We start from the raw sequence: 26911 nt of genomic DNA, 5'->3' as shown, positions 1-26911 counted from the left end.
CGACCACGCCCTGGAAGTCGCGGACCGCTACGCTGAGGGCTGAGCGGAGCGCGAAACACAACTTGTCCGGCGGGCTGCGAAACGTGCAGCCCGCCGGACGTGCGAGGAGCAACCATGGGAGTGCTGTGGGACCAACTGGATGACCGGCTGCGGCCCGGCGTGGACGCCGCTGTCCGGGAATTCGAGCGGGTGCGGCCGCAGCTCGAAGCGGTCACGGCCCAGATGCGGTCCTGGATCGAGGAGATCTTCCGGGACACCGAGCCCACTCCCCTGTTCATCACCGCGCGCACCAAGGGCGTCGATTCCTTCCGGGACAAGGCGTCGCGGGTCCTGAAGCCGGTGGAGACCGGCGCCGTGCCGGTGCTGGAATTCCCCGACCCGCTCAAGGACCTGCATGACCTGGTGGGCGTGCGGGTGATTGTCAGCCTGCCGCATGAGATCCGCAGTGCCGCCACCCTGATCAAGCGCCAGCGGAACGAGTTCGACTGCCGGGCCGACCGGGAGAAGGACATCGGCTCGATCGAGTCCGGCACATACGGCTATTCCAGCCGGCACCTGATCCTACGCACCATCCAGAGCAGCGCGGTGAAGCAGTACCAGGAGGTACTGTCCGCGACGGGCAGGCCGACCGGCAGCTACCTGTTCGAAGTCCAGATCCGGACCATCCTGGCCCATGCCTGGTCCGAGATCGAGCACCGCATCCGCTTCAAGGCCAGCGAACCGCGCGCCCGCAGCCCCTACTCCGACCGCCAGTTCACCGCCACCGCGGCAATGCTCGAAACCGTCGAATCCGCCTTTGCCGAACTGCATGAGCGCTACGAAACCATCGCCGGCTACTGGGACGAGGACGGGGAGGGCGCCGCCCCGCTGACGCCGCGCCGGATCCGCGAGGTGTGGCAGACGCTGCTGCCGCACGTGGACCGCAAGTCCGACGACGACTGGGGCTGGGCGGCCGAACTGCTGGCTGCCCACGGCCTGAAAACCACCATGGACCTGGCCGGCCTGCTGCAGACCGAGGCCATCACCGACGTGCGCGAAGCCCTGGCCCACCGCTACTCGCCGGGCCCGGACCGGCTGCTCGACGACCTGCTGCTGTGGCGCTACGGCAAGCGCCACATCGACCTGACCGCCGGCGGCGACGAGCACCGCCGGGACAGCCTGCTGCGCCGGCACCGGCAGCTCGAAACCTACCGGCAGCGCGGCTAGGGCGCGGGCAGCCCGGCGCTACCTGCCCTGCTCCGCCTTGCGGCCGCGCTCCTGGAAGGCTTCCTCGCCCGGGCCGGCAAAGGCCCGTTCAAGGGCATCGACCGACCCGGTGAACAGCTGCGCGTCCTCCCCGGGGAGGGACGGCGCCGCGGCACCGCCGCGGGCGGCGCCGTCGTCGTGGCGGACGGTGCTGTTCCTCACGGTGCTGTGCCGGTCCCCGGCAGTCACGGCTTCCCAGCGCTGGCGCGGCAGCGCATGCGGGTATTCGCCCTGCAGGAAGGACACCATCGATTCGCGCACCAGGCAGCGCAGGTCGAACAGCGCCCCACTGTCCGCCGCACTGACCAGGATGCGCAGCCGCACCAGCGAATTGACCGCGTCCGTGACCTGCAGGACGGCGGTGCGGCCGTCCCAAAGCTCGGTTCCGTCCACCACCGTCTTCAGGTGGGCACGCAGCGCGTCCACGGGCACCCGCCAGTCCACGTCCAGTTCCACCGTGCCCAGCAGCGCGGCGGAGGTGCGGGTCCAATTCTCGAACGGCGTGGTGGTGAAGTAGGTGGAGGGCAGGATCAGCCGCCGGTCATCCCAGATATGGACCACCACATAGGTCATGGTGATCTCCTCGACGGTGCCCCACTGCTTCTCCACCACCACCACGTCGTCGACCCGGATGGCGTCGGTGAAGGCCAGCTGCATCCCGGCAAAAACGTTGGTGAGCGAACCCTGCAGCGCCAGGCCGGCGACGACGGACAGCACGCCGGCCGACGCCAGGAGGCCGGCACCGAGGGCCCGGACCTGCTCAATGGTCAGCAGCACGCAGGCGACGGCGATGGTAACCAGCAGTGCCACGGCCAGCCGGCGTCCCAGGGTCACCTGGGTCTTGAGCCGGCGCAGGTGCCGGTCATCCGTGGTGTCCGTGCTGTACCTGGCCAGCAGGGCCGCCTCGATCACCAGCAGCACGACCACCGCGAACCAGGTCAGCGCACCGATGATCACCGCCAGCAGGATCCAGTCCACGGCTGCATGCCACGGCGCGTCCGTGGAGGTGAGGTCGAAGGCCACGCGCAGCCCGATGGCGGCCAGGGCCACGCGGAAGGGATTCCGCCCGCGGGCGGAGATCTGCCGGATGTCCGGCACCCGCCCCAGCAGCCGGTTGGCCACCCGGCGCAGGATCGCGGTGGCGATCAGGGCGGCGGCCAGGGCAATCAGCACAGCGATCAGCGGCAGCAGCACATCCATGAATTCGTCCATGCTTCGATCGTGCCAGATTGTTGATCAGTCCACGACCGGCCGGTCTGCTCCCGTGGCCGCGAAGGCGAACCGGTCCCGCCCCGCCGCGAGGCCGGTGACCGCCTGCAGGACGCCGGCGCAGGCGAGCATGACCAGCGGCAGCACCCAGCCCCCGGTTGCCCCGTACAAGGCGCCGAAGAGCGGCGGGCCGGCGGCCGCCATCAGGTAGCCCACGGACTGGGCCATGCCCGAGAGCGCGCTGGCCTCCCGGTGGGTCCGGGTCCGCAGGCCGAAGAGCGCCAGTGCGGTCACCAGCGAACTGCCGGACCCGAAACCGGCCAGCAGCACCCACAGCAGCATGGCCCCGGGCAGCAGCATCAGGCCCAGCACGCCGGCGACGACGAGCGCGGGCGGCAGGGCGGCGGCGGCCCGGTGGTCCCCGCCGCGCAGGAACAGCGGCGTCAGCAGGCTCGCTGCCACGCCGATCAGCTGGAACGTGAACAGGTCCCAGCCGGCCCCCACCTCGCTGCGGCCGTAGGACCGCTCCAAGGTCGGCAGCCAGGTGATCAGGATGTAGAACGACATGGACTGCAGTCCCATGAACCAGGTGACCTGCCAGGCGACCGCCGACTTCCAGACGGCTCCGCGTGCAGGGCCCGGCACGGCGGCAACTGGCCCCACCGACGGCGATTCCGGCGTTCCGGGGCGCGGCCGCCGCAGCTGCGGGATCCACAGCAGCACGGCCGGCAGGATGAGCAGAACGTAGGCGGCCAGCGCGAACCGCCAGCCGGCCGGGCCTCCGGGCAGCGGCAGCAGGGACAGCGGGACGGACAGGCCTGCGCCCAGCGAGGCGGCGCCGCCGAGGACGGCTGAGTAGGTGCCGGTCAGCGAGGCCATGCGCTCCGGGAAATCCCGTTTCAGGATGGCCGGCAGCAGCACGTTGCAGATGGCGATGGCCGCACCAATGATGAACGTGCCGAGCCACAGGTACGCCAGGCTGCCGGGCAGCGGGCGCAGCAGCGTGCCGGCCACCAGGACCAGCAGGGCCGCGAAGACGGTCTTCTCCACGCCGAACTTCCCGCTGATCCCGTGCGCCAGTGGGGAAATGACCCCGAAGGCGAGCAGCGGGACGGCGGCCAGCAGCCCCAGCGCCGCGGCGCCGAGTCCGGTGTCCGCCCGGATCTGCCCCAGCAGCGGCCCGACGGCCGTGAGGACGTGGCGCAGGTTGGCCGCGACGAGCAGGACCCCGGCGATCAGGAGGGCGCCGGAGGAGGCCCGGCGGACCCCGCTGCGTGATGTCAATCCCGGCCCCCTTCCCCCGTTGCCGGCGGCAATACCTCCCTACTCTAGTCTTCCGGGCTAGAGCGGCGGGAGCCTGTCCGCCCACGGACGGGCACGCTCCACGGCAGCCCCGATGCGGAAGACGGTCTGGTCATCATAGGGATGGCCGACGATCTGCACACCGGTGGGCAGGCCGGCGGAGCTCAGGCCGCTGGGCACGGCCAGCACCGGGCACCGGTTGTTCACATTGAAGGGGGCCGTCATATGCGCCTCCCAGTAATGCTCGAGGTGCACCCCGTCCACGTCGATCCCGTCCAGGTAGTCCCCGTCCGCCTGCAGCGCCGGGACCGCCGAGGTCGGGCAGAGCAGCGCGTCGAAGCCCTGCATGGCCGCTGCCAGGTCGGCCTGCATGGCCGCTTCGGCCTTGAGCCCGTCAAGGAACGAATTCCGGGCTGCGGCAGCGCGGGCATCGGCCATGAACCGGCGGGTGTAGGCCGCGAGCGTCTCCTCGGAGCCGGCGGTGGCTTCCTCCATGGCCGGCCCCAGGATGTGGCCGAAGTGCGTGAAGATGGTTTCGCTGATCCGCCGGGTGCTCCATGGCAGTTCGATTTCCTCGACGACGGCGCCGGCCGCCGCCAGGGCCGCCGCCACGGCCCGGGTATTGGCTTCGACGTCGGCAGTCACCGGGTAGTCGCCCAGCCTGACGCACAGGGCAATGCGCATCCGCTCCACCGGGGCGAACCGCAGCGGCAGCGGGTCCGCGGCGGCGACGGTGCTGTGATCCAGCGGGTGCGGACCGGCCAGCACATTGGCCAGCAGCGCGGTGTCCGCGACGGTGCGCGCCATCGGTCCGTCCCCGCGGTACCAGTCCGCCGAAAGCGGCGGCAGGCCCGGGATCCGGCCGTAGGGCGCCTTGAACCCGACCGTCCCGGTGCAGGCGGCCGGGATCCGGGTGGAGCCGGCAATGTCCGAGGCCGTGGCGAGGGTGGCCATGCCGGCGGCGAGCGCGGCCCCGGCGCCACCGGAGGAGCCGCCGGGCGAGTAGGCGGGGTCCCAGGGGTTGCGGGTGACTCCCCAGAGCGGGCTGTGCGTGACCGTGGCGCAGCTGAATTCCGGCGACGTGGTCCGGGCATGGATGATGCCCCCGGCGGCGCGGATCCGCTCGATCACCGGATGGTCGGCCGCGGCGGTCTGCCCCACGCAGGCGGCCAGGCCCTGGGTGAAGCTGCGGCCGGCGAGCGCGTGCTTCTCCTTCGCCGCCACGGGCAGCCCGAGCAGCGGCGCGCCGCCGTCGTCCTCCCCGCGCAGGTACCGTTGCCCGGCGGCCCGCGCCGCAGCCAGGGACTCGTCGAAGAGGGTCTCCGTGAACGCGTTGACGGTGCCGTTGACCTCGGCGGTGCGGGCGATGACCGCCTCCATCAGCTCCACCGGCGACAGTTCGCGGCTGCGGAACAGTTCCAGCGCGGAGACGGCGTCCAGGTAATGCAGCTTGCTGCCGGATCCGGCCATGTCAGTCCTTCCGTCCACTGGCGGCCAGCGCCCCGTTGACCAGCTCCAGGGCCACCTCGGTGAGCGCGTCCACCCCGGCCACCATGTCCGCGTCCGTGCTGAACTCGCGCTCGCAGTGGGAGACGCCGTCCACGGAGGGGATGAACATCATCAGCGCGGGCACGATCCGGTTCATGGCCACCGAGTCGTGCCCGGCCATGGTCCGGATCCGGCGCACTCCCAGGCCCAGGTTGGCGGCCACCTTCTCGGTCAGCTCGATGCCTGCCTCCGGGAAGTGCTGGACGGGGCGGATGTCGAAGTCGCGCACGTTGATCCGGATGTCGTGCTCCTTGGCCAGCGCAGCGATGTCCTTCAGGAGCTTGTCCCGGGCGGCCTGGACGATCTCCGGGCTGCCCGAGCGCAGGTCCGCAACCAGGTGTACGCGGCGGGCGACGACGATGGGCGAGTTCGGCTCCAGGGTCAGCTGGCCGACCGAGGAGACCAGGGCCTCTTCCTCGAAGTCCTTGGTGACGTCGTGGACCATCAGCACGACCTTGGAGGCGGCCACCAGCGCGTCGTGCCGGTCGGCCATGGCGGTGGCGCCGGTGTGGGACTGCTCGCCGAGCACCTCGATGTCCAGCTTCTGGGTGTACCAGCTGGATTCGACGGCGCCGAGGCGCAGGCCCTCGCGCTCCAGGATGCGGCCCTGCTCGATGTGGATCTCGGCGTAGCTGACCGGTTCCGGCCGCTCGTCCGTGCCCAGGTAGCCGATGCCTTCGAGCGCCTGGCGCACCGTGGTGCCCTGCAGGTCGGCGACGTCGAGCATCTTCTCCTGGTCCATCAGCCCGGCGAAGACGGAGCTGCCCATGATGGAGGGGGCGAAGCGGCCGCCTTCCTCGTTGAACCAGTTGACCACGGCCAGGTTGAACGGCGGCAGCATGCCCGATTCCAGGATCCGGCGGTCCACCCGCTGCGCCGCGTGCAGGGCCGCGATCACCCCGTACGCGCCGTCGAACCGGCCGCCCAGCGGCTGGCTGTCCAGATGGGAACCGATCAGCACGAACGGGGCGCCGGGGCGCCAGGTCAGCAGCGCGAACATGTTGCCGATGCCGTCCACCCGCACCTCCCAGCCGCGGTCCGCGGCGAAGCCGGCGAACCAGGCACGGGTGCGGGCATCCTCCGCGGTGGCTGCCTGCCGGTCCACCCCGTGGTTGGCGGTGGCTCCGATGGTGGCGACATGGTGGAAATCCTTCAGGAAGGATTCTGCGGACATGGTGGTGCTCCTCAACGGGTCGGGCGGACGGGACGGGGCAGGCTGCTGTGCTTAGTGCAGGCGGCCGCGGGTCTCCGGCACGCGGGTCAGGGTCAGCAGCAGCAGGACGATGATGGCTGCGCCGGTCATGTAGAAGCCGGGCGAGCCGGGGATCCCGGTGGCGGCCACCAGGGCGGTGCCGACGAACGGCGCCGTGCCGCCGAAGATGGCGTAGGCGACGTTGTAGCTAACGGCAGCGGAGGTGAACCGCGTCCTGGTGGTGAAGATTTCCACGAAGAAGGTGTAGCAGCCGCCGCCGTAGATGCACATCGGGACCACGAAGAGCAGCTGCCCGAGGATGGCCAGCGGCAGCGAGCCGCTGGTGACCAGCATGAAGCACGGGATGGACAGCAGCGCCAGGGCGGCCGAGCCGGCGATGAGCATCGGCCTGCGGCCCACCTTGTCCCCGATGATGCCGCCGACGGGCAGCAGCAGCGCGTAGCAGAGCATGGCCGCGGCGTTGGCCATGAGCGCCGCCTCGCGGCTGAGGTTGCCGGTGGTCTGCACGTACGGGACGAAGTAGCCGGAGAGGAAGTAGAAGCCCATGGCGGTCAGGCCCATCACGAAGATGACCTGCAGCATGCGGCCCTTGTTCTCCCGGAAGGTTTCCCGGATGGGGCTGTACTCTTTCGCCGATTCCTTGGCGAGCACCTGCTTGAAGGCTTCGCTTTCCTCGGTCCGGGAGCGGATCCACAGCCCGAACAGCGCCAGCGGCAGGGCGAGCAGGAACGGGATGCGCCAGCCGAAGGACAGGAAGGACTCGTCGGACATGGACTGGCTCAGCACCAGGATCAGCGTGCCGGCCACCACCGAGGGCAGGGCGGTGGCGGCCAGGGTGATGTTGAGCCAAAAGCCGCGCCGGTGCACCGGGGCATGCTCGAACACGAAGGACGGGGCGCCGACCGATTCACCGCCGGCGGAGAAGCCCTGGACCAGCCGGCAAAGCACCAGCAGCGCCGGGGCCAGCGCCCCGATGGCTGCGTAGGTGGGCAGCAGGCCGATCAGGGCCGTCGCTGCGCCGATGGACAGCAGCGTGATGTACAGGACCTTGCGCCGGCCGATGCGGTCGCCGAGCGCGCCGAAGAACAGCCCGCCGAGCGGGCGGATCAGGAACGCGACACCGAAGGTGGCGAACGTCGCCAGCAGGGAGGCGAAGGCGTTGCCCTCGGGAAAGAAGAGCTGGGACAGCACGACGGCGGACAGCCCGTAGAGGGTGAAGTCGTAGAACTCGATGAACTGCCCCACGCTGCCGCCGGCCAGGACGCGCTTTTGCATCCCGGTGGCCGTGCGAGGCGGCTGCAGCACCGAGGTGTCTGCGGCGGTGACGGGGGGAAGATCTGTTCTCTGGACGGACATGGACGGTTCCTCCTGGATGAACGGGAGTGCACCGGCCCGCGGGGCACCCGGCCGGCGCCCCTGCGGCCACCGGCCGGAAGTACATCCAGTATTTGTGGTCCCCATCACATGTGTCTAATTGATTCTTTTACTGACACCTATAGATTTGCTTCATGCGAGCCTAGCGGGCCGCAGCATCCGGGCGAAGACCGGGGACCTCTCGACAAGCCGCGCACCGGGGAGGAACCTTGTAACTGCATCTGTGTTTCCCGACTGTCCGCCGCTTCGCCCTAACGCCTGCCGGCGGGCCCCGCTTCCGGACCGGGTGACGGGCCGCACCGCCGGAAGGTCCGCTGCACGGCCCAATCCCGATCCGGAGGGCATCATGCCCGGCAATGTGGTTTCCCAGCTCGAATCAAAATCCTTCGACTCCCCGGACGAAAAGCGCCGTCCGGCCAAGACCGAGGTCGACGTGGTCGGTGTCAGCGGCTACACGCTGGCCCGATTCCGCTTCGAGCCCGGCTGGCGCTGGTCCGAATGCATCAAGCCCGTGGTCAACACCGAGTCCTGCCAGATCAGCCACGTGGGACTCTGCACGGCCGGGTCCATCACGGTGCAGATGGATGACGGCACCCGGGCCACGGTCAAGGCCGGGGATTCCTACGCCATTCCGCCGGGCCACGATGCCTGGGTGGAAGGCGACCAGCCGTACGAGGGCTACGAGTTCCTCAGCGCCGCCGAGTACGCCAAGGGAAGCTGAGCTCCGGCCGGAGGTCAGGTCCCGTAGATCCCGCGGCACACGTCCTCGAAGGCAAGTGCCCTGCGGGTGGGCTTCAGACCCTCCGGGCGGACCAGCAGCACTTCGATGCCTGGCAGGTCGTCGGTCAGCCGCAGCGGCACCACGCGGCCGCCAGCATAGGTCAGGTCATGGTGCAGCCGCTGGTTCAGCACGGCGTACCCGTGGCCGCGGGCCACGAAGGAACGTACCGTCTCGTAGCCGGACGCGCGGTGCCGGATGGTGGGGGTGATGCCGGCCAGCTGGAACAGCTGCATGAAGTATTCCCGGGTATGGGGCAGGTCCAGCAGGATCATCGGCTCGTCGGCCAGCTCCCGGAGCGCCACCTCCTGCTCCGGCCGGGCCGCCAGCCGGTGGTCGGCGGAGACCAGCACGTGCGGGGGAATCCGCTCCACTGTCCGGGTGGTGAAGCCGCCGTCGAGCCCGAGGTTGTACATCAGGGCCAGCTCGCAGTGGCCTTCCAGCAGGGAACGGCGCAGGAACTCCTGGTCCCCTTCCAGGAAGGACACGTGCACGCCGGGGTACCGGGCCTCGAATGCCTGCAGGATGACCGGGGCGCGGAACGGGGCCAGCGGGGCGAACACCCCGACCTTGAGCTCTCCGACCAGCGCATCGGCATAGCCGCGCGCCGATTCGTAGAGTGCGTCCGCCTGCTCCAGGAACGGGCCCAGGTCCTTGGCGAACTGCCGCCCGGACGGGGTCAGGTGCAATCCGCGCTGCGGCCGGCGGATGAACAGCTGGACCTCCAGCGCCTGCTCCAGCTGGCCGATGGCCGTGGACAGGGCGGACTGGGTGATGCCCAGGCGCTCGGCCGCGGCGGTCATGTTCTCCGATTCGGCGACGGCGGCGAAGTAGCGCAGCTGGACGATGGTGAAGGGCTTGGGCACCGGGCCATTGTCCCAGAGGCACCCGGAAAGCACGACGGCGGTGCAGGCGTTAGCCTGCGCCGCCGTCGTGCTGTTGCTATGGTTACTTCGCCGCGGCGTCCGCGGCGTCGGCCGCCTCGCCCAGCAGCGGCAGGAACTTGTCCAGGGCCCACGGCAGGCTCAGCGGGGAAGCCGCGGAAATGGACAAGGTGAGCGTGTTGTCCGAGTCGGCGACCAGGGCGCCGGTCTTCACCGCCGGGATCTGGCCCAGCAGCTCGTCCTTGATGATGGCGTCCTTGGTCTTGGCATCGGGCACCCAGGTCACGAAGATGTCGGATTCGAGTTCGTTGGCGCGCTCGTTGGACCAGGGCAGGTAGAACTCCGGCGAATCCTTGCCTTCCTTGGCCACGAACGGGGACATGGTCATGCCGAGGCTGGTCAGGAAGCGGGGACGGTTGTCCTCTTCCAGGTAGATATTGATGCCGTCGCCGCGGTTGGGCTCAAGGTTGCCGTAAATGAAGGTCTTGTCCTTCAGCTGCGGGTAGTCCGCCGCCTTCTCCGCAATGGCCTGCTCGGTGGTGGCCACCAGCTCCTCGGCCTCGGCTTCCTTGCCGAGGGCCTTGCCGATCATCCGGGTGGATTCCTGCCAGGGGGTGCCCCAGGCCTGGTCGGGGTAGGCGACTACCGGGGCGATCTTGGAGAGCGTGTCGTAGTCCTCCTGGCTCAGCCCGGAGTAGGCGGCGAGGATGACATCCGGGGTGAGCGCGGCGATCTCGTCGAAGGCGATGCCGTCGGCCTCGGAGTACTGCACCGGGGCCTTGTCGGTGCCGATGGCTGCACCCAGCTCCTGAAGCTTGGCGTCCTTCCAGGGGGTGGAGCCGTTGTCGTTGCCGCCCCACTCGTCCTTGGCCATGCCCACCGGGACGACGCCGAGCGCCAGGGAGACGTCGGCGTTCACCCAGGCCACGGTGGCCACGCGTTCGGGCTGTTCCTCGATGACGGTCTCGCCGAAGGCGTGCTTGATGGTGACGGGGAATCCGCCGCTGTCCGCAGCGGCGGAGGGACCGGCACCGGAGGCTGGACCGGTGGAGCAGGCGGTCAGGGTCAGCAGCAGGGCGGCTGCGGCGGCGGCCGCTGCGGCGCGCAAACGGCGCAGGCGTGGGTTGGCCATGGAATGTCTCCTTGGAAGGCGGAGTGGACGGTAGGAGTGGACGGCTGAGCGAACCGAAGTAAGGCTAGCCTACGTTTACCCGGGATACGAAACAGAAATGTTGCGGAAATTGACGCGGCGCCGGCCGCGGGGCCGGGCGGCACTGCGGGAGTACGGTGCATTTCATCCCGGCGCAGGCCAACTCAGGTCCTTTTATCCACCGGATGCAGGCCCGGTCAGGTCTAGGCTGGCAGCAGCCCAACAGGACACAGGCGCAAGGAGACATGATGAGGATCGCAGCCATGCAGGCGGCCGGCAAGGTCCTGGACATCGAGGAGAACCTGGCCCTGGTCGAGACCGCCGCGGCCCGGGCGGCCCGGGCGGGCGCCGACCTGCTGCTCACCCCGGAACTCTTCGCCTGCGGCTACGCGCCCGCGGTGCTGGCTTCGCACCTGGATGCGGAGCTGGTGCGGCGGATCGACGACGGCGCGGCGCGGATTGCGCGCAGACACCGCCTCGGGCTGGCCTACAGCGTGCCCTCACCGGCCCCCGGCGGCTGGCACATCGGGGCGGTGCTGGTGGACAGGTCCGGCCGCGAACTGCTGCGCTACGGCAAGGTGCACCTGTTCGGGGACGAGGAGCGCGCCACGTTCGTGCCGGCGTCGGCGGCTCCGGGGACGGCCGTGTTCGAAGGGCTGCGCGTGGGCCTGCTGATCTGCTACGACGCGGAGTTCCCCGAGAGCGTACGCGCCCTGGCCGCCGCCGGGGCGGACCTGGCCTTGGTGCCCACCGCGCTCGGGACCGGCTTCGAAGCCGTTCCGGAAGTGCTGCTGCGGGCCCGGGCGCTGGAAAGCCAGGTGGCGCTGGCCTATGCCAACCACACCGGCAGCGCGCCCGCTGCCGGGGGCGGCACGCTGGAGTTCGGCGGCGGCAGCATCATCATCGGCCCGGACGGCTCCGTCCTGGCCCAGGCCGGATCCGGCGGGCCGGGCCCGGACGTCATCATCGCCGATGTGCAGCCGGCAGCGATCGGGCAGGCCCGCTCCGCCGTCCCCTACCTGAAGGACCGGCGGCCGGACCTCTACCCCTCGTGGGGTGCTGCGGCGGCCGACACCCCGGCCGGCTGAGGATCGACGAACCGCAGCGCGATCAGCAGTTCCGCCCGGGTGGCGGCGTCGGCCAGATCCACCGCCAGCAGCTCGCCCACCTGGCCGATCTGCCGGCGCACGCTGTTGCGGTGCAGCCCCAGGGCTTTGGCCGAGGCATCCCAGCTGCCGTTTTCCGCCAGCCAGCCCCGCAGCACCCGCAGCAGCCCGTGCGATTTCGCCGGCTCCAGGTCCAGCAGCGGCCCGAGCAGCTGCCGGGCCAGCATGCTGCCGGCCTCGGGGCCCAGCAGGCCCGCGACCGACCAGCTGGTCTGGTCAGCCCGGACGCTTCGGCCCGAGGTCTGCAGCTGCCGGCGCAGCGAGGTCACCTGCCGGTAGGCGGCGGGCAGGTCCGACGGTTCGGCCGGTTCCGACACCGCCAGCAGCCATCCCAGGCGCTCCGCCTCCGCGGTCGCGGCGCCGTCGACCCTGAGCCGGGTGATGGCGCAGAAGCCGTAGTCGGTCAGCTCCACGAGCTTGGTATCAAACAGCCGGCGCCACTGCAGCAGCTCGCGCATTGGCCCCTCCCCCGCACCGCGCCGCCCGGCGGCGCCGGTGGCGGCCGGGATGCCCTGGACCACGCGCAATGTGCCGGAGCGTGCCGACGAGGTGCACTGGGCCAGCAGGTCCTGGCCCGCCCCGGCCTGCCGCGAGGCCCCGGAGAGGGCCGTCTCCGGATGCAGCAGCAGGCCGGTCGCCAGCTGGCCAGGCGCCAGGGCGCCGCTGGTGCGCTGGCGCAGCAGGGCCTCGAGCAGGCCGACGGCGGTTTCCACGATGTTGCGCTCGACCGGGCCCAGCGTCCCGTCCGCGCCGACGAGCACCGCACCGATGTTGGCGTCCCGGGTGCTGCGCAGCGGATAGCCCGTCACGGTGCCGAAGCCGGGTTCGGCGAAGCTGTCCACCTCGATCCGCGGGCCGCTGCCGGCGAAGAGCCTGCCCAGCAGCGCCGCCACCCTGTCCGGATCCGGGGCGTGCCCGGCCTGGGCGCGGATCCGGCCGTCCGCCCCGGCCAGCAGCGCCCTCACCGGCGCGTGCCGGGCCAGCGTCTCCAGCACCTGGGCGTCGGGGCGGGCGGAGAGCACGGCTTTGAGCAGCTGGCCCGTTGCCTCGGACAGCCGGCGCAGGGCCTGCAGGTTCTGAGCCTCCAGCAGCCGGGCAAAGTGCAGCCCCAGGGCGGCGAACGGCACGCTCTGGGGGATCTGGAGCAGCATCAGCTGCTGCTGCCGGCAGGCCCGGACCAGCTCCCCGGGAACTTCGTCGAAGTAGGGCTGGATGCCGAAACCCAGGGCGCAGACCTTGGCCCGCACCAGCCGGGCGACATAGTCCTCAAGTGCCGCGGCTGTTCCTCCGGGCCCCAGGAAGGGCAGCCCGGCGGTGAGCACGAGCTCGCCCTCCAGCAGGTAGGGAGTGGGGTCCTCCAGCTCGCTGGGTTCCACCCACCGGACGGCGGCGCCGCGGGCGGCGGCCGCGGTGGCCTCGTCGGACAGAACCTGGATCCCGGCGGGCAGCTCGTCCAGGAACCCGCCGAGCGTCACCTGCCCGAGCTGGCCGGTGCCGCCCGGAAGCGGAGGCTGAGGTGCAAAACGTCCCATGAAGGGAAATACTAGGGCACTTTGTCCCGGCTTGTAACCGTGGTCACATGCCATTCTTGAGGCGGTGGAGATCCCGGCAGCAGGCCGGCGGTCCATGAATCCGCCGGCCCGGGGCCGGCCCAGCAGGATTGGAACCCAACGATGACCCAGCAGACAGGCACCCGCCGCCAGCTTGGCCTGGCCCGGCAGCTGGCGCGCCGCAAACCCCTTGCCCAGATGATCCGGGAGTCCGGCACCAGCACCGGCGGCCCCGCCCTGCGCCGCAGCCTCGGCGTCTGGCAGCTGACCATGATCAGTGTCGGCGCCACCCTCGGCACGGGCATCCTCGTCGTCCTCGGCTCCTCGGTGCCGCTGGCCGGTCCGGCGATCTTCATTTCCTTCCTGGTCGCCGGACTGGCGGCACTGCTGTCGGCGGTCTCCTACGCGGAAATGGCCGGGGCGGTCCCGGTCTCCGGTTCCAGCTACTCGTACGCCTACGCCACCATGGGTGAAGGCATCGCCTGGATCTGCGGCTGGTGCCTGGTCCTGGAGTACGCCGTCTCGGTGGCCGCCGTCGCCGTCGGGGCCAGCGAGTACGTCAACGAAGCCCTGTCCACCGCCGGCCTGTCCCTGCCCGCGGCCGTCGCGGCCCCGCCGGGCGCCGACGGGGGCCTGCTGAACCTGCCCGCCGTCGTCATCATCGCCCTGGCCATGCTGCTGCTGGTCCGCGGCGCCCGCGAAAGCGCCTGGGTCAATACCGCCATGGTGGTCATCAAGGTCGCCGTGCTGCTACTGTTCATCGCCATCGCCTTCACCGCCTTCAATGCAGGCCATTTCCAGACGCTGCTGCCCATGGGGGCCGCCGGCATGTCCGCCGCCGCGTCCCGGCTGTTCTTCTCCTACATCGGCTTCGACGCCGCGTCCACCGCGGGCGAGGAGGCCAGGAACCCGCAGCGGGACCTGCCCCGGGCCATCCTGCTGTCCATGGCGATCGTCACCGGCCTCTACATCCTGGTGGCCCTGGCCGCCGTCGGGGCCCGCGAGTGGACCTGGTTCGACGGCACCGAAGCGGCCCTGGTCCAGATCCTGGAGGAACTGACCCACCAGCCGTGGATCGCGCTGCTCTTCGCCCTGGGTTCCATCGTGGCCATTGCCAGCATCGTGCTGACCGTGCTCTACGGGCAGACCCGCATCCTGATGTCCATGTCCCGCGACGGCCTGGTGCCGGCGGTCTTCGGCCGGGTCTCGGCACGCACCGGCACCCCGGTGGCCGGCACGCTGATTGTCGGCACCGCCGTCGCCCTGACGGCCGGACTGGTCCCGCTGGGCGAACTGGCCGACGCCACCAGCATCGGCACCCTCTTCGCCTTCGCGCTCGTCAACCTCTCGGTCATCTACCTGCGCCGCAGCCGCCCCGACCTGCCGCGCACCTTCCGGGTCCCGCTCTACCCCGCCACCCCGATCCTGGGCACCCTGATGTGCATCTACCTGATGGCCAACCTCGGCCCGGGCACCTGGTGGGTCTTCGGCGCCTGGATGGCCGTGGGCGCGGCCGTCTACTTCGGCTACGGCCGCCGGCACTCCCGGGTCGCGGCCCTGAGCCAGGCCGACTACGAGCATCTGAGCGCCCAGGCCCCGGAGGACACCGCCGTCGAGGCAGTTGTTCCGGCGGCCGTCCCGGCCCGGTGACCGCATCCTTTCCAGCCACCATCCAGCACACCATCCTCCGACCAACCCGCCGTCGAGACACGAAAGCGCCTTCCCCATGACAATCGCCACCGAACTGACATCGACCCCCGCAGCCGGTGCCCCGGTGACCATGCTCAACCCCGACTTCCCGTTCAGCTACGACCATTACCTGGCCCATCCGGCAGGCCTGGGCTCGGTCCCGGCCCACCTGCACGGCACCGAAGTTGCCGTCGTCGGCGCCGGGCTGTCCGGGCTGGTCACCGCCTACGAACTGATGAAGCTCGGCCTGCGCCCGGTGCTGTACGAGGCGGGGCGGCTCGGCGGCCGGCTGCGCACCGACGCCTTCCCGTCCGCCCCGGACGTGGTGGCCGACCTGGGCGGCATGCGCTTCCCGGTCTCCGGCAGGGCGCTCTACCACTACATCGACCTGCTGGGACTGGACACCCAGGCCTTCCCGAACCCGCTCTCCGAGGCCACCCCCAGCACGGTGATTGAGCTCGAAGGCCGCCGGCACTACGCCGAGACCTCCGACCAGCTGCCGCCGTTCTTCCAGGAGGTGGCCGAGGCCTGGCGGCGGGCGCTGGAGGACGGGGCCCAGTTCACCGAGATGCAGGAAGCAATCCGGGACCGGGACACCCGCCGGATCAAGGAACTCTGGAACAACCTGCTGCCCGCACTGGACGAGCAGACCTTCTACGGCTTCATAGCCGAGTCCAAGGCCTTCAAGGATGCCGGCTTCGCCCACCGCGAGGCCTTCGGCCAGGTGGGCTTCGGCACCGGGGGCTGGGACACCGACTTCCCCAACTCGATCCTGGAGATCCTGCGGGTGGTGTACACGAACGCCGACGACGGCCACCGGCGCATCAGCGGAGGCGCCCAGCGCCTGCCCGAGGCCCTGTTCACCCACTCCCCCGGACAGATGGCGCACTGGCCGGCCGGGACCTCGCTGGCCTCGCTGCACCAGGGCGCGCCGCGCGGCGCGGTCGCGAAGATCCGGCGCGGACCGGACGGAACGGTGGCCGTCACCGAACGCTGGGGCCGCGAGCGCAGCTACGCCGCCGCCGTCGTCACCTGCCAGTCCTGGCTGCTCTCCACCGGCATCGACACCGAGGAAGCGCTCTTCCCCGCCCCGATGTGGACGGCCATCGAACGCAGCCACTACATGCAGTCGTCCAAGACCTTCGTCATGGTGGACCGGCCGTTCTGGAAGGACAAGGACCCGGCCACCGGGCGCGACGTGCTGTCGATGACCCTGACGGACCGGATCAACCGGGCCACCTACCTGCTCGACGACGGCGACGACAAGCCGGCGGTCATCCTGCTCTCCTACACCTGGAACGACGACGCGCTGAAGTGGCTGGCCCTCGACGCCGAGCGCCGGACGGAGCTGATGCTGCACTCGCTGTCCAAGATCTATCCGGGCGTGGACATTGCCTCGCACATCATCGGCGAACCGGTCACCGTGTCCTGGGAGCACGATCCGCATTTCATGGGCGCGTTCAAGGCCAACCTGCCCGGGCACTACCGCTACCAGCAGCGGCTGTTCACCCACTTCAAGCAGGATGCGCTGCCGGCGCACCAGCGGGGGATCTTCCTGGCCGGGGACGACGTGTCCTTCACCGCCGGCTGGGCCGAGGGCGCGGTGACCACCGGGCTGAATGCCGTCTGGGGCGTGGTGAACCACCTGGGCGGCAGCGCGGCGCCGGAGAACCCGGGGCCGGGCGAGCTGCTGGACGAGCTGGGCCCGGTGGCACTGGACTGAGCTTGCTCCCGGCAGAAAGGTGGCCTGCAGCTGCCGCCTTTTCCCGGAAAGTGCACCGCGGGCGCAGGTCCGCGGTGCACTTTCCCGTCTATGGGGACATCTGCTGGCGGTTTTTCGAGGGGGGTGTCAGGGCAGGCGTGCCGCCAGGCCGTCGAGCAGCAGGTCCAGGGCGAAGGCGAAGTTCTCGTTGTCGCTGATGCCGACCACGGTCCGGACCGCGGCGACCGCATGCGGATACTCCGCGGCCGGGACCTTCGCATAGCTTTCCACCCAGGCGCGGTCATCCTGCGCGGACTGGTCGCCCAGGGATTTCAGCTGGGCGCTGAAGGCGGTCCAGGCCAGCATGAAGTCCGCGCAGGCCCGGTAGGCGCGTGCCGCCTCCTCCCGGGGGAATCCGGCGTCCCGGAGGGTGGCCAGCAGGGTTTCCACAAAGCGCAGTTCGGATTCCTGGCGGGTGATGCGCACCGCTGCCAGCACTGCCACCTGCGGGTGCGCCAGATAGGCCCGACGGCCCCGGACCATCAGGTCCCGCAGGGTGGCGCGCCAGGACGGGGAGGGCGCAAAGTCCCGCAGGGCCTCGCCGATCAGCCGGTCCGCGAGCGCCAGCAGCAGTTCGTCCTTGTCCTTGAAGTGCCGGTACAGCGCCGTCGGATCGGCACCGAGCTCCCGGCCGATCCGGCGGAAGGTCAGGGCCGTGCTGCCCTCCGCGTCCGCCAGGCGCAGGCAGGTATCGACAATGCCCTCCCGGGTCAGCCCGTGCGCTCGCCGGGCGCCGTCCGCCCGGGGCTTGCCCGCTGCCGCCATGCCGTCCTTTCCTCCGGCGGACCGGTACCAGCGCCGGGCCGCGAAGAACCAGTGAACAACGCCGGCAGCCGCAAGTCAACGCCGTTGACAAATTGGGCCGGGGCCGATTTCATAAGTGAATCCTGCTCATTTCCGGCCGTTCCGGCAGGCGCGGCAGCGGGCGGGCGCACGGAACCGACCAGGGACAGCAAAGGAGCAACATGGCCGACTGGGTATTCCACTCCGGCAGGATCTTCGACGGCGTGCGCCTGCACCCGGAGGCGACGGCGGTGGCCGTCACGGACGGGCGGATCACCGCCGTCGGCACCGACGCACAGGTGCGCGCCGCCGCCGGCAGTGCGGCCGGGACCGTGGACCTGGACGGCCGGCTGCTCTCCCCCGGTTTCACCGACGCCCACGTGCATGCCGTCTACGGCGGGGTCGAACGGCTCGGCTGCGATCTCACCCAGGTCAGCGGGGCCGACGCCGTGCTCGCCACGGTCCGGGAGTACGCCGCGGCCACTGACAGGGAATGGATCACCGGCGGGGGCTGGCACATGGCCGACTTCCCCGGCGGCACCCCGGCCAAGGAGCTGCTGGACGCCGTCGTGCCGGACCGGCCCGTGTACCTGATCAACCGCGACCACCACGGCGCCTGGGTCAACTCCCGGGCCCTCGAGCTGGCCGGCATCGACGCCCGCACGCCGGATCCGGCCGACGGGCGGCTGGAGCGGGACGGCCGGGGCAACCCGGCCGGCACCCTGCACGAGGGCGCCATGGACCTGGTCGGCCGGTTCGTCCCGGAACCGACCGAGGAGGAACTAATCGAGGGGCTGCTCGAGGCCCAGCGCTACCTGCACGCCCAAGGGGTCACCGGCTGGCAGGAAGCGATCCTCGGCGACTATGCCGGATACCCGGACGCCAGCCGCATCTACCGCCGGCTCGCCGGCGAGGGACTGCTCACCGGGCGGGCGACCGGCGCGCTGTGGGTGCCGCGCGGCACGACGGCGGACAACCTCGGCGAGCTGGTGGCCGGCTTCGAGGAACGGCGCCGGGAGAACGCGGCCGCGGGCTTCAGCACCACCAGCGCCAAGATCATGGTGGACGGAGTGGCGGAGAACCAGACCGCCGCCATGCTCGAGCCCTACCTGCGCCCGTGCTCCTGTGCGGAAACCACCGGCCACGCCGCCGCGGAGGAGACCCGCGGCCTGACCTACCTGCCCCGGGAGGTCCTGCTCGCCGCGGCCGCCGCGCTGGACGCGGCCGGCTTCGACCTGCACCTGCACGTGATCGGCGACCGCGCGGTGCGCAACGGCCTCGACGCCGTCGAGCACGCCCGCAAGATCAACGGTTGCAGCGCCGGCCGGCACCACATGGCCCACATCCAGGTCGTCCACCCGCAGGACGTGCCGCGCTTCGCCGCCCTCGGGGTCACCGCCAACGCCCAGGCGTTCTGGGCCTGCAACGACGACCAGATGACCGAGCTGACCCTGCCGATCCTCGGGCCCGAGCGGGCCGGGTGGCAGTACCCCTTCAACTCGCTGGTCTCCGCCGGGACCGCGCTGGCGATGGGTTCGGACTGGCCGGTCTCCACCCCGGATCCGTGGCAGGCCATCCACGTGGCTGTCAACCGCCGCGCCCCCGGCTCCCCGGAGGCGGCGCCGCTGGTCCCTGCCGAAGCGCTTCCGCTGCAGACAGCACTGGCCGCGTATACCTCCGGCTCGGCGCGGCTGAACCGGCTGGACGACGGCGGCAGGGTGCGGGTTGGCGGGCTCGCGGACCTGGTGGTGCTGGACAGCAACCCGTTCGAACTGGCCCCGGAGGACCTGCACACGGTGCGCGCCGACCTGACCATGGTGGGCGGGCAGGCCGTGCACGTGCGGGACCGGCAGGGCGCGCCCGCGTGAGCGGCACCCTGGCCCGGCCCGTTCCCGCGGCCGGCCTGACCGCCTACGAGCTGGCCGGGCGGGACGTTCCCGCCGGGCACGTCGCCGCGGCGCTGGCGGGGGCGGTCCCCGTGCCCTTCTGGCTGGACGACCCGGCGCGGCCGGAGCCGCTGCCCGCCCTGGCAACGGACACGGCGGCGGACCTGGCAGTGGTTGGCGGCGGCTATACCGGGCTGTGGACCGCGCTGCTGGCCAAGGAACGCGATCCCGGCCGCCGCGTGGTGCTGCTGGAGGGACGGCGTATCGGCTGGGCCGCCTCCGGGCGCAACGGCGGCTTCTGCGAAGCCAGCCTCACCCACGGCGAGGCCAACGGGCGCAGGCACCTGCCGCAGGAGTCCGCACGGCTGGCCGGCCTCGGGCTGCAGAACCTGCAGGAAATCGCGGACACCATCGAGCGCTATGGCATCGACTGCGGCTTCGAGCGCACCGGGACCCTCAGCGTGGCCACTGAGGAGCACCAGGTTGCCTGGCTGACGGAGGAGGCGGAACAGGACCCTGACGCCGTCTTCCTCGACGAGGCGGCGGTCCGCGCCGAGGTCGGCTCCCCGCTGTACCGGGCCGGGCTCTGGGACAAACAGGGCAGCGCGATGCTCAACCCGGCCCGGCTCGCCTGGGGTCTGCAGCGGGCCTGCCGGGAACTCGGCGTCGAAATCCACGAGCACACCCCGGTCCGCGGCCTGGCCGCGGACCGGCACGGGGTGCGCCTGGCCACCGGCGGCGGCACGGTGACGGCCGCCAGGGTGGCGCTGGCCACCAACGCGTTCCCGTCCCTGCTGCCGCGCACCCGCCTGTACACGGTGCCGGTCTACGACTATGCGCTGATGACCGAGCCGCTCACCGCACAGCAGCTGGCGGCCATCGGCTGGACCAACCGGCAGGGGCTGGCTGACCTGAACAACCGCTTCCACTACTACCGGCTGGCCACCGACCCGCAGGGCGGGACCAGGATCCTGTTCGGCGGCTACGACGCCGTCTACCACTATGGCCGGAAGATGCGGCCGGAGTATGAGCAGCGCCCGGAGACCTTCGGGAAGCTGGCGGCGCATTTCTTCGCCACCTTCCCGCAGCTGGAGGGCGTGAAGTTCACCCACCAGTGGGGCGGGGCGATCGACACCTGCAGCCGCTTCTTCTCCTTCTTCGCCACCGCCCACGGTGGCCGCACCGCGTACTCGGCCGGCTACACAGGCCTGGGCGTCGGGGCCACCCGTTTTGGGGCGAACGTGATGCTGGACCTGCTCTCCGGCTCCCCGACCGAGCGGACCGCGCTGCGCATGGTGCGGCGGAAGCCGCTGCCCTTCCCGCCCGAACCACTGGCCTGGCTCGGGATCAGGCTCACCACCGCGGCCATGATCCGGGCCGACCGCAACCGGGGCCGCCGCGGGCCCTGGCTCAGGCTCCTGGACTCGGTCGGCATGGGGTTCGACTCCTGACCGGCCCCCTGCCGGTCTTCACCTTGCAGAAAAGACAGGAACACAGCATGCACCAGTTCATTGACGGTACGTACCGTGAGGGCCGCGGCGAGGAGGCCAAGCGGATCAAACCGGCCACCGGCGAGGTGGCCGAGACCATCCGCTATGCCGGGACCGCCGACGTCGACGACGCCGTGGCCGCGGCCCGGCGCGCGTACCGCGGCTGGTCCCGGGCCACCCCGGGCGAACGCTCGGAGGCAATCCACAAGCTCGCGGCCGAGCTTCAGGCCCGCGCCGGACAGCTCGCCGGGCTCGAAACCGCCCAGACGGGCAAGTCCATCCGCATGTCCACGGAGTTCGACGTGCCCGGCACGGTGGACAACGCGGCCTTCTTCGCCGGCGCGGCCCGGCAGCTGGCCGGCCTGGCCGCCGGCGAGTACGGGGCCGGCGGCACCTCGATGATCCGGCGCGAGCCGGTCGGCGTCATCGGTTCCATCGCCCCGTGGAACTACCCGCTGCAGATGGCCGGCTGGAAGATCCTGCCGGCGATCGCCGCCGGCAACACAATCGTGCTCAAGCCCTCCGAGCTCACCCCGGGCACCAGCCTGCTCTTCGCCGAGGCCGCCCAGGCCGCGGGCATTCCCGACGGGGTCATCAACATTGTCACCGGCACCGGACGCGGCATCGGCGAGCACCTGGTCACCCACCCGGACGTGGCCATGGTCTCCTTCACCGGTTCCACCGCCGTCGGCCGGCGGATCATGGCCCTGGCCGCCGCCACCGCCAGGCGCGTGCACCTGGAGCTGGGCGGCAAGGCCCCGTTCGTCGTCTTCGACGACGCCGACGTCGAGGCCGCCGCGCACGGGGCGGTGGCCGGGGCGATCATCAACGGCGGCCAGGACTGCACCGCCGCCACCCGCGCCTACATCCAGGCGCCGCTGTTTACGGCCTTCACCACCCGGGTGGCCGAGCTGATGGAACAGGTGGTGGTCGGGGACCCGGCCGACCCCGACACGGACCTGGGCGCGCTGATCAGCCACGGGCACCGGGACAAGGTCGCCGGCTTCGTCGACCGCGCCCGGGACGCCGGCGCGTCCATCCTGGCCGGCGGGTACGCCCCCGGCGGGGACCTGGCCGCCGGGGCGTTCTACCGGCCCACGCTCATCACCGGGGCGGCCCAGGACGCCGAAATCGTCCGGGACGAGGTCTTCGGCCCGGTCCTGGCCGCGCTGCCCTTCGGCTCCGACGACGAGGGCCTGGCCCTGGCCAACGACACCGCCTACGGGCTGGCCGCCTCGGCCTGGACCCGGAACCTGGACCGATCGCTGCGCGCCTCGGCGGAGATCCAGGCCGGCTGCGTCTGGATCAACGACCACATCCCGATCGTGTCCGAAATGCCCCACGGCGGCTACAAGGCCTCCGGCTTCGGCAAGGACATGTCCGCCTACTCGCTGGAAGAATACACCAACATCAAGCATGTGATGCTCGGCCGGGACCCGGGCGCGCACAAGCAGTGGCAGGACACCGTCTTCCGGCACCGGGGCTGACCCGCCCACCATTCCACGCTCTCCGGCGTCTACCCATCAGAGACAATGGAACGGGACGAAGGAGCGCCATGACCACCGTGCACACCACCATGGACACCCCCGTTGGCGAGCTGACGCTCGTGGCCGGGGACGGCGCGCTGACCGCCATCTACTTCCGCAGCCACAAGGGGCTTCCGGACGCCTCGACTTTCGGGGAGCGTTCCGACGCGGACTTCGCGGAGGCCAAACGCCAGCTCACGGAGTACTTCGCCGGCGAGCGCACCGGGTTCGACCTGCCGCTGAACCCGAAGGGCGACACCTTCCAGCTCAAGGTATGGGAGCTGCTGCGCAAGATCCCCTACGGCCAGACCCGCACCTACGGCGAACTGGCCCGGGAACTCGGCGATCCTCGTCTTGCCCAGGCGGTGGGCAGCGCCAACGGGCGCAACCCGATCTCCATCGTCGTGCCCTGCCACCGCGTTGTCGGAGCGGATGGTTCGCTGGTGGGCTACGCCGGAGGCATCGAGCGCAAGCGCTTCCTGCTGGAGCTGGAGGAACCGGCTGAGGCCACAGCGGCCAGGCTGTTCTGAACTGCCCGGCGGCCGGACCTCACATAACACCGGATCGGAGCGTCTGCAGGGTGTGGAGATGAAGCCTTTCGAGCAGCTGGTCGCGGACCACGGCGCCGCGGTGCTGCGCATCTGCCGCGTGGTCCTGGGCCCCGGCCCGGACGCCGAGGATGCCTGGTCGGAGACCTTCCTGGCCGCACTGAAGGCTTACCCCGGGCTGCCGGCCGGGGCCAACCACGAGGCCTGGCTGGTCACGATCGCCCGGCGCAAGGCCATCGACATCGTCCGCGCCCGGGCCCGCAGCCCGGTTCCCGTGGCCATCCTGCCCGAAGCGGCCTCGACGCACGGCAATCCCGGCGACGACGGCGGGCTGTGGCACGCCGTCGGGCTGCTGCCGCTGCGGCAGCGCGAGGCGATCGCCTACCACTATCTGGCCGGCCTGCCCTACCAGGAAGCGGCCGAGCTGACCGGTTCCACCCCGGCAGCGGTCCGGCGGGCCGCCGCCGACGGCGTGGCGAAGCTGCGCCTGGCCTACCGCCCTGAGTTCCCGAACGAATCCCCCGCCGCACAAGGAGCAGTACCATGACCGCCCCGGACTCCGTGCTCACCTCCCTGGCCGCGCCCGACCCGGCCCTGCTGGACCGGCTGCATGCCCGGCTCGAAGCCGGTGCCGCGGCCGCCGGCGTCCTGGACCTGGCCTACACCACCACCGCCACCCCCGTGGGCCGGCTGCTGCTGGCCGCCACGGACCGGGGCCTGGTCCGGGTTGCCTTCGAGGGCGAGGACCACGACGCCGTGCTCGCCGCCCTGGCCGGCAGCATCAGCCCGCGCATCCTGCACGCACCTTCCCGGCTGGCCGACGCCGTCCGCCAACTGGACGAATACTTCGCCGGCACCCGCCGGCGCTTCGAGCTGCCGCTGGACCGCCGGCTGTCCAAAGGCTTCCGGCTCAGCGTGCTCGAGCACCTGCCTCGGATCGCGTACGGGCACACCGAAAGTTACGCCCAGGTGGCGGCCGCCGTCGGCAGCCCGAAGGCGGTCCGTGCCGTCGGTACCGCCTGCGCCACCAACCCGCTGCCCGTCGTCGTCCCCTGCCACCGTGTGCTGCGCGCGGACGGCTCCTTCGGCGGCTACCTGGGCGGGCCCCAGGCCAAGGCATACCTGCTGGGCCTGGAAGCAGCCGCATGAGCACCCTCTTCGACCCGGCACCGGGCGCACCGCGGGAGATCGCCCCGGGAGCGGTCCACCTTCCCGGCTGGCTGGATCTGGCCCGACAGCGGGAGCTGGTCCAGGCCTGCCGCGGCTTCGGCCGCGGGCCGGTCCCGTACCGGGCCGCGGCGCTGCCCGGCGGGCACGAAATGAGCGTGCAGACCCTCTGCCTGGGCTGGCACTGGCAGCCCTACCGGTACACCCGCACCGCCGACGACGTCAACGGCGCCCGGGTCCCGGAGCTGCCTGGCTGGCTGGCGGACTGGGGCCGGCAGGCGGTGGCGGATGCCTACGGGGATCCTGCCGCCGCGGCCGGCTACCGCCCGGACACGGCGCTGATCAACTTCTACTCCCCGGAGGCCAGGATGGGCATGCACCAGGACAAGGACGAGCACGCGGCCGACCCGGTGGTCTCGCTCAGCGTGGGCGATGACTGTCTGTTCCGCTTCGGCAACACCGAAACCCGGACCAGGCCGTACACGGACCTGCGGCTGCGCTCCGGGGACCTGTTCGTCTTCGGCGGCCCGGCCCGCTTCGCCTACCACGGCGTGCCGAAAATCCATCCCGGCACCGCCAACCCGGAATGCGGGCTGGCCGGCAGCCGGCTGAACCTGACCCTGCGCGTCACCGGGATGAGCTGAGGCAACGCGCCTTCCCGTTGACGGGGCGGAAGATGCCCTTCCCAGCGCGGGGAAGGGCATCTTCCGCCCCGTCAACCGGAGGGGAAGAGAGGGAGACGGTAGGAGGGAGGGAAAATGGAACCCATGGAAGAGACCGCCACCGGCGTCGTGCTGTGCGACGACGGCCTGGCCCGGCCCGCGTGGGCCGCCACGGACCCCCTGCTGCGCCGGTACTACGACACCGAGTGGGGCATGCCGGTGCGCGGCGAGCAGGCGGTCTACGAACGCATCTGCCTGGAAGGATTCCAGGCCGGCCTGTCCTGGGCCACCATCCTGCGCAAACGTCCGGCCTTCCGCGAAGCCTTCGCCGGCTTCCACGTGGACACCGTCGCCGCATTCACGGACGAGGACGTGGAGCGGCTGATGGCCAACCCCCGGATCGTACGCAACCGGGCCAAGATCCGCGCGGCCATCACCAACGCCAGGGCAACCGCCGCCCTGCGCGCCGAGGGCGGGCTGAGCGACTTCGTCTGGTCCTTCCAGCCGGCGGCCACCCCGGCACCGAGGACGATCGGGGAGGTCCCCACCACCTCGCCGGAGTCGGTGGCCCTGGCCAGGGCGCTGCGCCGGCGCGGGTTTGCCTTCGTCGGGCCGACCACCATGTTCGCGCTGATGGAGGCGATCGGGATGGTGGATACGCACCTGGTGGGCAGCCACCGCCGGGGCAGCTCCGGTATCTGGACCTGAGCCCGCCCAGGGCACCGGTGGCTGCCCGGCCGGCCGGGCAAATGAAACGATAGCCCCGGGGGCCGCAGGCCGCGGCCCCGGAAGCCCCGAAGGAGACACCATGACCATCGTTGTCGCATACGTACCCCGCCCCGAAGGCCGCGCCGCCGTCGACAAGGGCATCGAACTGGCCAAGGCCAGCGGAGAGAAGCTGCTGGTGATCAACGCCGGCGCCGGCACCGGCCCGGTCCTGGGGTCCATCATCGCCGACGCTGCCGATACCGAAAACCTCCAGGCCCGGCTCCGCAGCTCCGGCACCGACGCCGAGTTCCGCCAGTACGTGCGCGGCAACACGCCCGCCGAGGAAGTGCTGGACATCGCCGAAGCCGAGAACGCCTCGCTGATCGTGCTCGGCCTGCGCAAGCGGAGCCCGGTGGGCAAGCTGATCCTCGGTTCCGTGGCCCAGACCATCCTGCTCCAGGCCACCTGCCCGGTCCTGGCCGTCAAGGCCGGCTGACCCAGGCCCTGCCGGTCCGCGGCCCCTTCGACGCCGACGGCGCGCTGGGCGCGCCCGCCGCCCACCCGTGCCGGGCCTGCTGCCTGGCCGGAGCCCGGGCCCGGACCGTGCACGCGCTCGAAGCTGCGTGTGCTCAGGGGATGCCAGGACCTGCCTGCCGGAGGGGACAAAGCACATCGGGTTCCGTATAATAAAAATTACTTCTCACATTATGGAATAAGGAGAACGCATGTCCGACAAACTCACTCCCGGTGACACGGCCCCGCACTTCATCCTGCCCGACGGCAGCGGCCGGAAGGTCTCGCTCTCCGACTACGCGGACGGCAACGTGGTGGTCTACTTCTACCCCAAGGCCGCCACGCCGGGCTGCACCACCGAAGCCTGCGACTTCCGGGACAACCTGAATTCGCTCAAGAGCGCCGGGTACCCGGTGGTGGGCATCTCCCCGGACGAACCGGAGGTGATCGCGGCATTCGCCGCCGACCAGCAGCTGAACTTCCCGCTGCTCTCGGATCCGGACCACGCGGTGGCCAAGGCCTGGGGTGCCTACGGCGAAAAGCAGGTCAACGGGCAGACCGTCACCGGGATCCTGCGCTCCACCGTGATGCTCGGTCCGGGCGCCACGGTGCGCTCCGCCGAATACAACGTCACCGCCCAGGGACATGTGGCGCGGCTGCGTACCGAACTCGGCATCTGACGAAGCCATCCGCGAAGTGGAAACGAAGGTGAGCCGGATGAGGCGTGCGAAGATTGTGGCGACGTTCGGGCCGGCGGT

Annotated in this window: 24 protein-coding genes; 15 read left to right on the top strand and 9 right to left on the bottom strand. The window is 71.0% G+C overall.

Annotation, left to right across the window (positions count from 1 at the left end; all coding sequences use genetic code 11):
* Nucleotides 1-114: 114 nt before the first annotated feature.
* On the top strand, nt 115-1206 hold the full coding sequence (locus HGG74_RS11540) for a GTP pyrophosphokinase (RefSeq protein WP_168486509.1): 1092 nt from the start codon (nt 115-117) through the stop codon (nt 1204-1206).
* 18 nt (nt 1207-1224) lie between these two features.
* Here HGG74_RS11540 and HGG74_RS11535 read toward each other — a convergent pair whose 3' ends face one another.
* The 5 genes from HGG74_RS11535 to HGG74_RS11515 are packed head-to-tail and all read right to left on the bottom strand — an operon-like array spanning nt 1225 to nt 7873.
* Nucleotides 1225-2457 (bottom strand): mechanosensitive ion channel family protein, encoded by a 1233-nt coding sequence (locus tag HGG74_RS11535; RefSeq protein ID WP_205761765.1) that lies wholly within the window; start codon nt 2455-2457, stop codon nt 1225-1227.
* 24 nt (nt 2458-2481) lie between these two features.
* Nucleotides 2482-3738, bottom strand: coding sequence for an MFS transporter (locus tag HGG74_RS11530; protein ID WP_168486508.1), 1257 nt, complete (start codon nt 3736-3738; stop codon nt 2482-2484).
* A 57-nt stretch (nt 3739-3795) separates the two neighbouring features.
* Entirely contained in the window at nt 3796-5226 is a 1431-nt protein-coding gene (locus HGG74_RS11525) for an amidase (protein ID WP_168486507.1), read from the bottom strand.
* Between the two features lies 1 nt (nt 5227).
* On the bottom strand, nt 5228-6478 hold the full coding sequence (locus tag HGG74_RS11520) for a M20 family metallo-hydrolase (protein WP_168486506.1): 1251 nt from the start codon (nt 6476-6478) through the stop codon (nt 5228-5230).
* Between the two features lie 51 nt (nt 6479-6529).
* A complete protein-coding gene (locus HGG74_RS11515; protein ID WP_168486505.1) occupies nt 6530-7873 on the bottom strand; it encodes an MFS transporter in 1344 nt (447 codons plus the stop codon).
* 364 nt (nt 7874-8237) lie between these two features.
* Between HGG74_RS11515 and HGG74_RS11510 the strand changes: the two genes are divergently transcribed.
* Nucleotides 8238-8612 carry a cupin domain-containing protein gene (locus HGG74_RS11510; RefSeq protein ID WP_168486504.1) on the top strand — a complete coding sequence of 125 codons (375 nt, stop codon included), beginning with the start codon at nt 8238-8240 and terminating at the stop codon, nt 8610-8612.
* Nucleotides 8613-8626: 14 nt separating this feature from the next.
* On the opposite strand, the gene HGG74_RS11505 is transcribed toward HGG74_RS11510, so the two are convergent.
* Together HGG74_RS11505 and HGG74_RS11500 are read right to left on the bottom strand one after the other, a co-directional pair.
* The gene (locus HGG74_RS11505; RefSeq protein WP_168486503.1) at nt 8627-9535 is read right to left on the bottom strand and encodes a LysR family transcriptional regulator; all 909 of its coding nucleotides are present in this window, start codon (nt 9533-9535) and stop codon (nt 8627-8629) included.
* 82 nt (nt 9536-9617) lie between these two features.
* Nucleotides 9618-10685 carry an iron-siderophore ABC transporter substrate-binding protein gene (locus HGG74_RS11500; protein ID WP_168486502.1) on the bottom strand — a complete coding sequence of 356 codons (1068 nt, stop codon included), beginning with the start codon at nt 10683-10685 and terminating at the stop codon, nt 9618-9620.
* A 266-nt stretch (nt 10686-10951) separates the two neighbouring features.
* On the opposite strand from HGG74_RS11500, the gene HGG74_RS11495 reads away from it, so the two are divergent.
* On the top strand, nt 10952-11791 hold the full coding sequence (locus tag HGG74_RS11495) for a nitrilase-related carbon-nitrogen hydrolase (RefSeq protein WP_168486501.1): 840 nt from the start codon (nt 10952-10954) through the stop codon (nt 11789-11791).
* Here the strand turns inward: HGG74_RS11495 and HGG74_RS11490 are convergent.
* Nucleotides 11746-13401: a PucR family transcriptional regulator gene (locus HGG74_RS11490; protein ID WP_168486500.1), complete on the bottom strand. Its 1656-nt coding sequence runs from the start codon at nt 13399-13401 to the stop codon at nt 11746-11748. The genes HGG74_RS11495 and HGG74_RS11490 overlap by 46 nt on opposite strands.
* Nucleotides 13402-13542: 141 nt before the next feature.
* Here HGG74_RS11490 and HGG74_RS11485 point away from each other — a divergent pair, with 141 nt between their 5' ends.
* Together HGG74_RS11485 and HGG74_RS11480 are read left to right on the top strand one after the other, a co-directional pair.
* Nucleotides 13543-15069, top strand: coding sequence for an amino acid permease (locus tag HGG74_RS11485; RefSeq protein WP_246262848.1), 1527 nt, complete (start codon nt 13543-13545; stop codon nt 15067-15069).
* Nucleotides 15070-15145: 76 nt separating this feature from the next.
* Entirely contained in the window at nt 15146-16831 is a 1686-nt protein-coding gene (locus tag HGG74_RS11480) for a flavin monoamine oxidase family protein (protein ID WP_168486499.1), read from the top strand.
* 126 nt (nt 16832-16957) lie between these two features.
* Here the strand turns inward: HGG74_RS11480 and HGG74_RS11475 are convergent, their stop codons facing one another.
* Nucleotides 16958-17635 carry a TetR/AcrR family transcriptional regulator C-terminal domain-containing protein gene (locus tag HGG74_RS11475; protein WP_168486498.1) on the bottom strand — a complete coding sequence of 226 codons (678 nt, stop codon included), beginning with the start codon at nt 17633-17635 and terminating at the stop codon, nt 16958-16960.
* Nucleotides 17636-17835: 200 nt separating this feature from the next.
* Here HGG74_RS11475 and HGG74_RS11470 point away from each other — a divergent pair, with 200 nt between their 5' ends.
* The 10 genes from HGG74_RS11470 to bcp all read left to right on the top strand — a co-directional run bounded on the left by HGG74_RS11470 (nt 17836) and on the right by bcp (nt 26833).
* Nucleotides 17836-19521 (top strand): amidohydrolase, encoded by a 1686-nt coding sequence (locus HGG74_RS11470; protein ID WP_168486497.1) that lies wholly within the window; start codon nt 17836-17838, stop codon nt 19519-19521.
* Between the two features lie 35 nt (nt 19522-19556).
* Nucleotides 19557-20990 carry an NAD(P)/FAD-dependent oxidoreductase gene (locus HGG74_RS11465; protein WP_205761787.1) on the top strand — a complete coding sequence of 478 codons (1434 nt, stop codon included), beginning with the start codon at nt 19557-19559 and terminating at the stop codon, nt 20988-20990.
* Between the two features lie 47 nt (nt 20991-21037).
* A complete protein-coding gene (locus tag HGG74_RS11460; RefSeq protein ID WP_168486496.1) occupies nt 21038-22516 on the top strand; it encodes an aminobutyraldehyde dehydrogenase in 1479 nt (492 codons plus the stop codon).
* A gap of 68 nt (nt 22517-22584) precedes the next feature.
* On the top strand, nt 22585-23085 hold the full coding sequence (locus HGG74_RS11455) for a methylated-DNA--[protein]-cysteine S-methyltransferase (protein WP_168486495.1): 501 nt from the start codon (nt 22585-22587) through the stop codon (nt 23083-23085).
* A gap of 58 nt (nt 23086-23143) precedes the next feature.
* Nucleotides 23144-23650, top strand: coding sequence for an RNA polymerase sigma factor (locus HGG74_RS11450; RefSeq protein ID WP_168486494.1), 507 nt, complete (start codon nt 23144-23146; stop codon nt 23648-23650).
* Nucleotides 23647-24252 carry a methylated-DNA--[protein]-cysteine S-methyltransferase gene (locus HGG74_RS11445; RefSeq protein ID WP_168486493.1) on the top strand — a complete coding sequence of 202 codons (606 nt, stop codon included), beginning with the start codon at nt 23647-23649 and terminating at the stop codon, nt 24250-24252. The genes HGG74_RS11450 and HGG74_RS11445 overlap by 4 nt, the downstream gene beginning before the upstream one ends.
* Nucleotides 24249-24914, top strand: coding sequence for an alpha-ketoglutarate-dependent dioxygenase AlkB family protein (locus HGG74_RS11440; protein ID WP_168486492.1), 666 nt, complete (start codon nt 24249-24251; stop codon nt 24912-24914). The genes HGG74_RS11445 and HGG74_RS11440 overlap by 4 nt, the downstream gene beginning before the upstream one ends.
* A 123-nt stretch (nt 24915-25037) precedes the next feature.
* Nucleotides 25038-25640 (top strand): DNA-3-methyladenine glycosylase I, encoded by a 603-nt coding sequence (locus tag HGG74_RS11435; RefSeq protein ID WP_168486656.1) that lies wholly within the window; start codon nt 25038-25040, stop codon nt 25638-25640.
* Nucleotides 25641-25740: 100 nt separating this feature from the next.
* Nucleotides 25741-26136 carry a universal stress protein gene (locus HGG74_RS11430; RefSeq protein ID WP_168486491.1) on the top strand — a complete coding sequence of 132 codons (396 nt, stop codon included), beginning with the start codon at nt 25741-25743 and terminating at the stop codon, nt 26134-26136.
* A 229-nt stretch (nt 26137-26365) separates the two neighbouring features.
* Nucleotides 26366-26833 (top strand): thioredoxin-dependent thiol peroxidase, encoded by a 468-nt coding sequence (gene bcp / locus HGG74_RS11425; protein WP_168486490.1) that lies wholly within the window; start codon nt 26366-26368, stop codon nt 26831-26833.
* Nucleotides 26834-26911 lie beyond the last annotated feature (78 nt).

This window comes from Arthrobacter mobilis, from assembly GCF_012395835.1.
GTDB lineage: Bacteria > Actinomycetota > Actinomycetes > Actinomycetales > Micrococcaceae > Crystallibacter > Crystallibacter mobilis.
The sequence above is the reverse complement of the archived record's forward strand: the minus strand, read 5'-3'. Positions and strand labels throughout refer to the sequence as shown.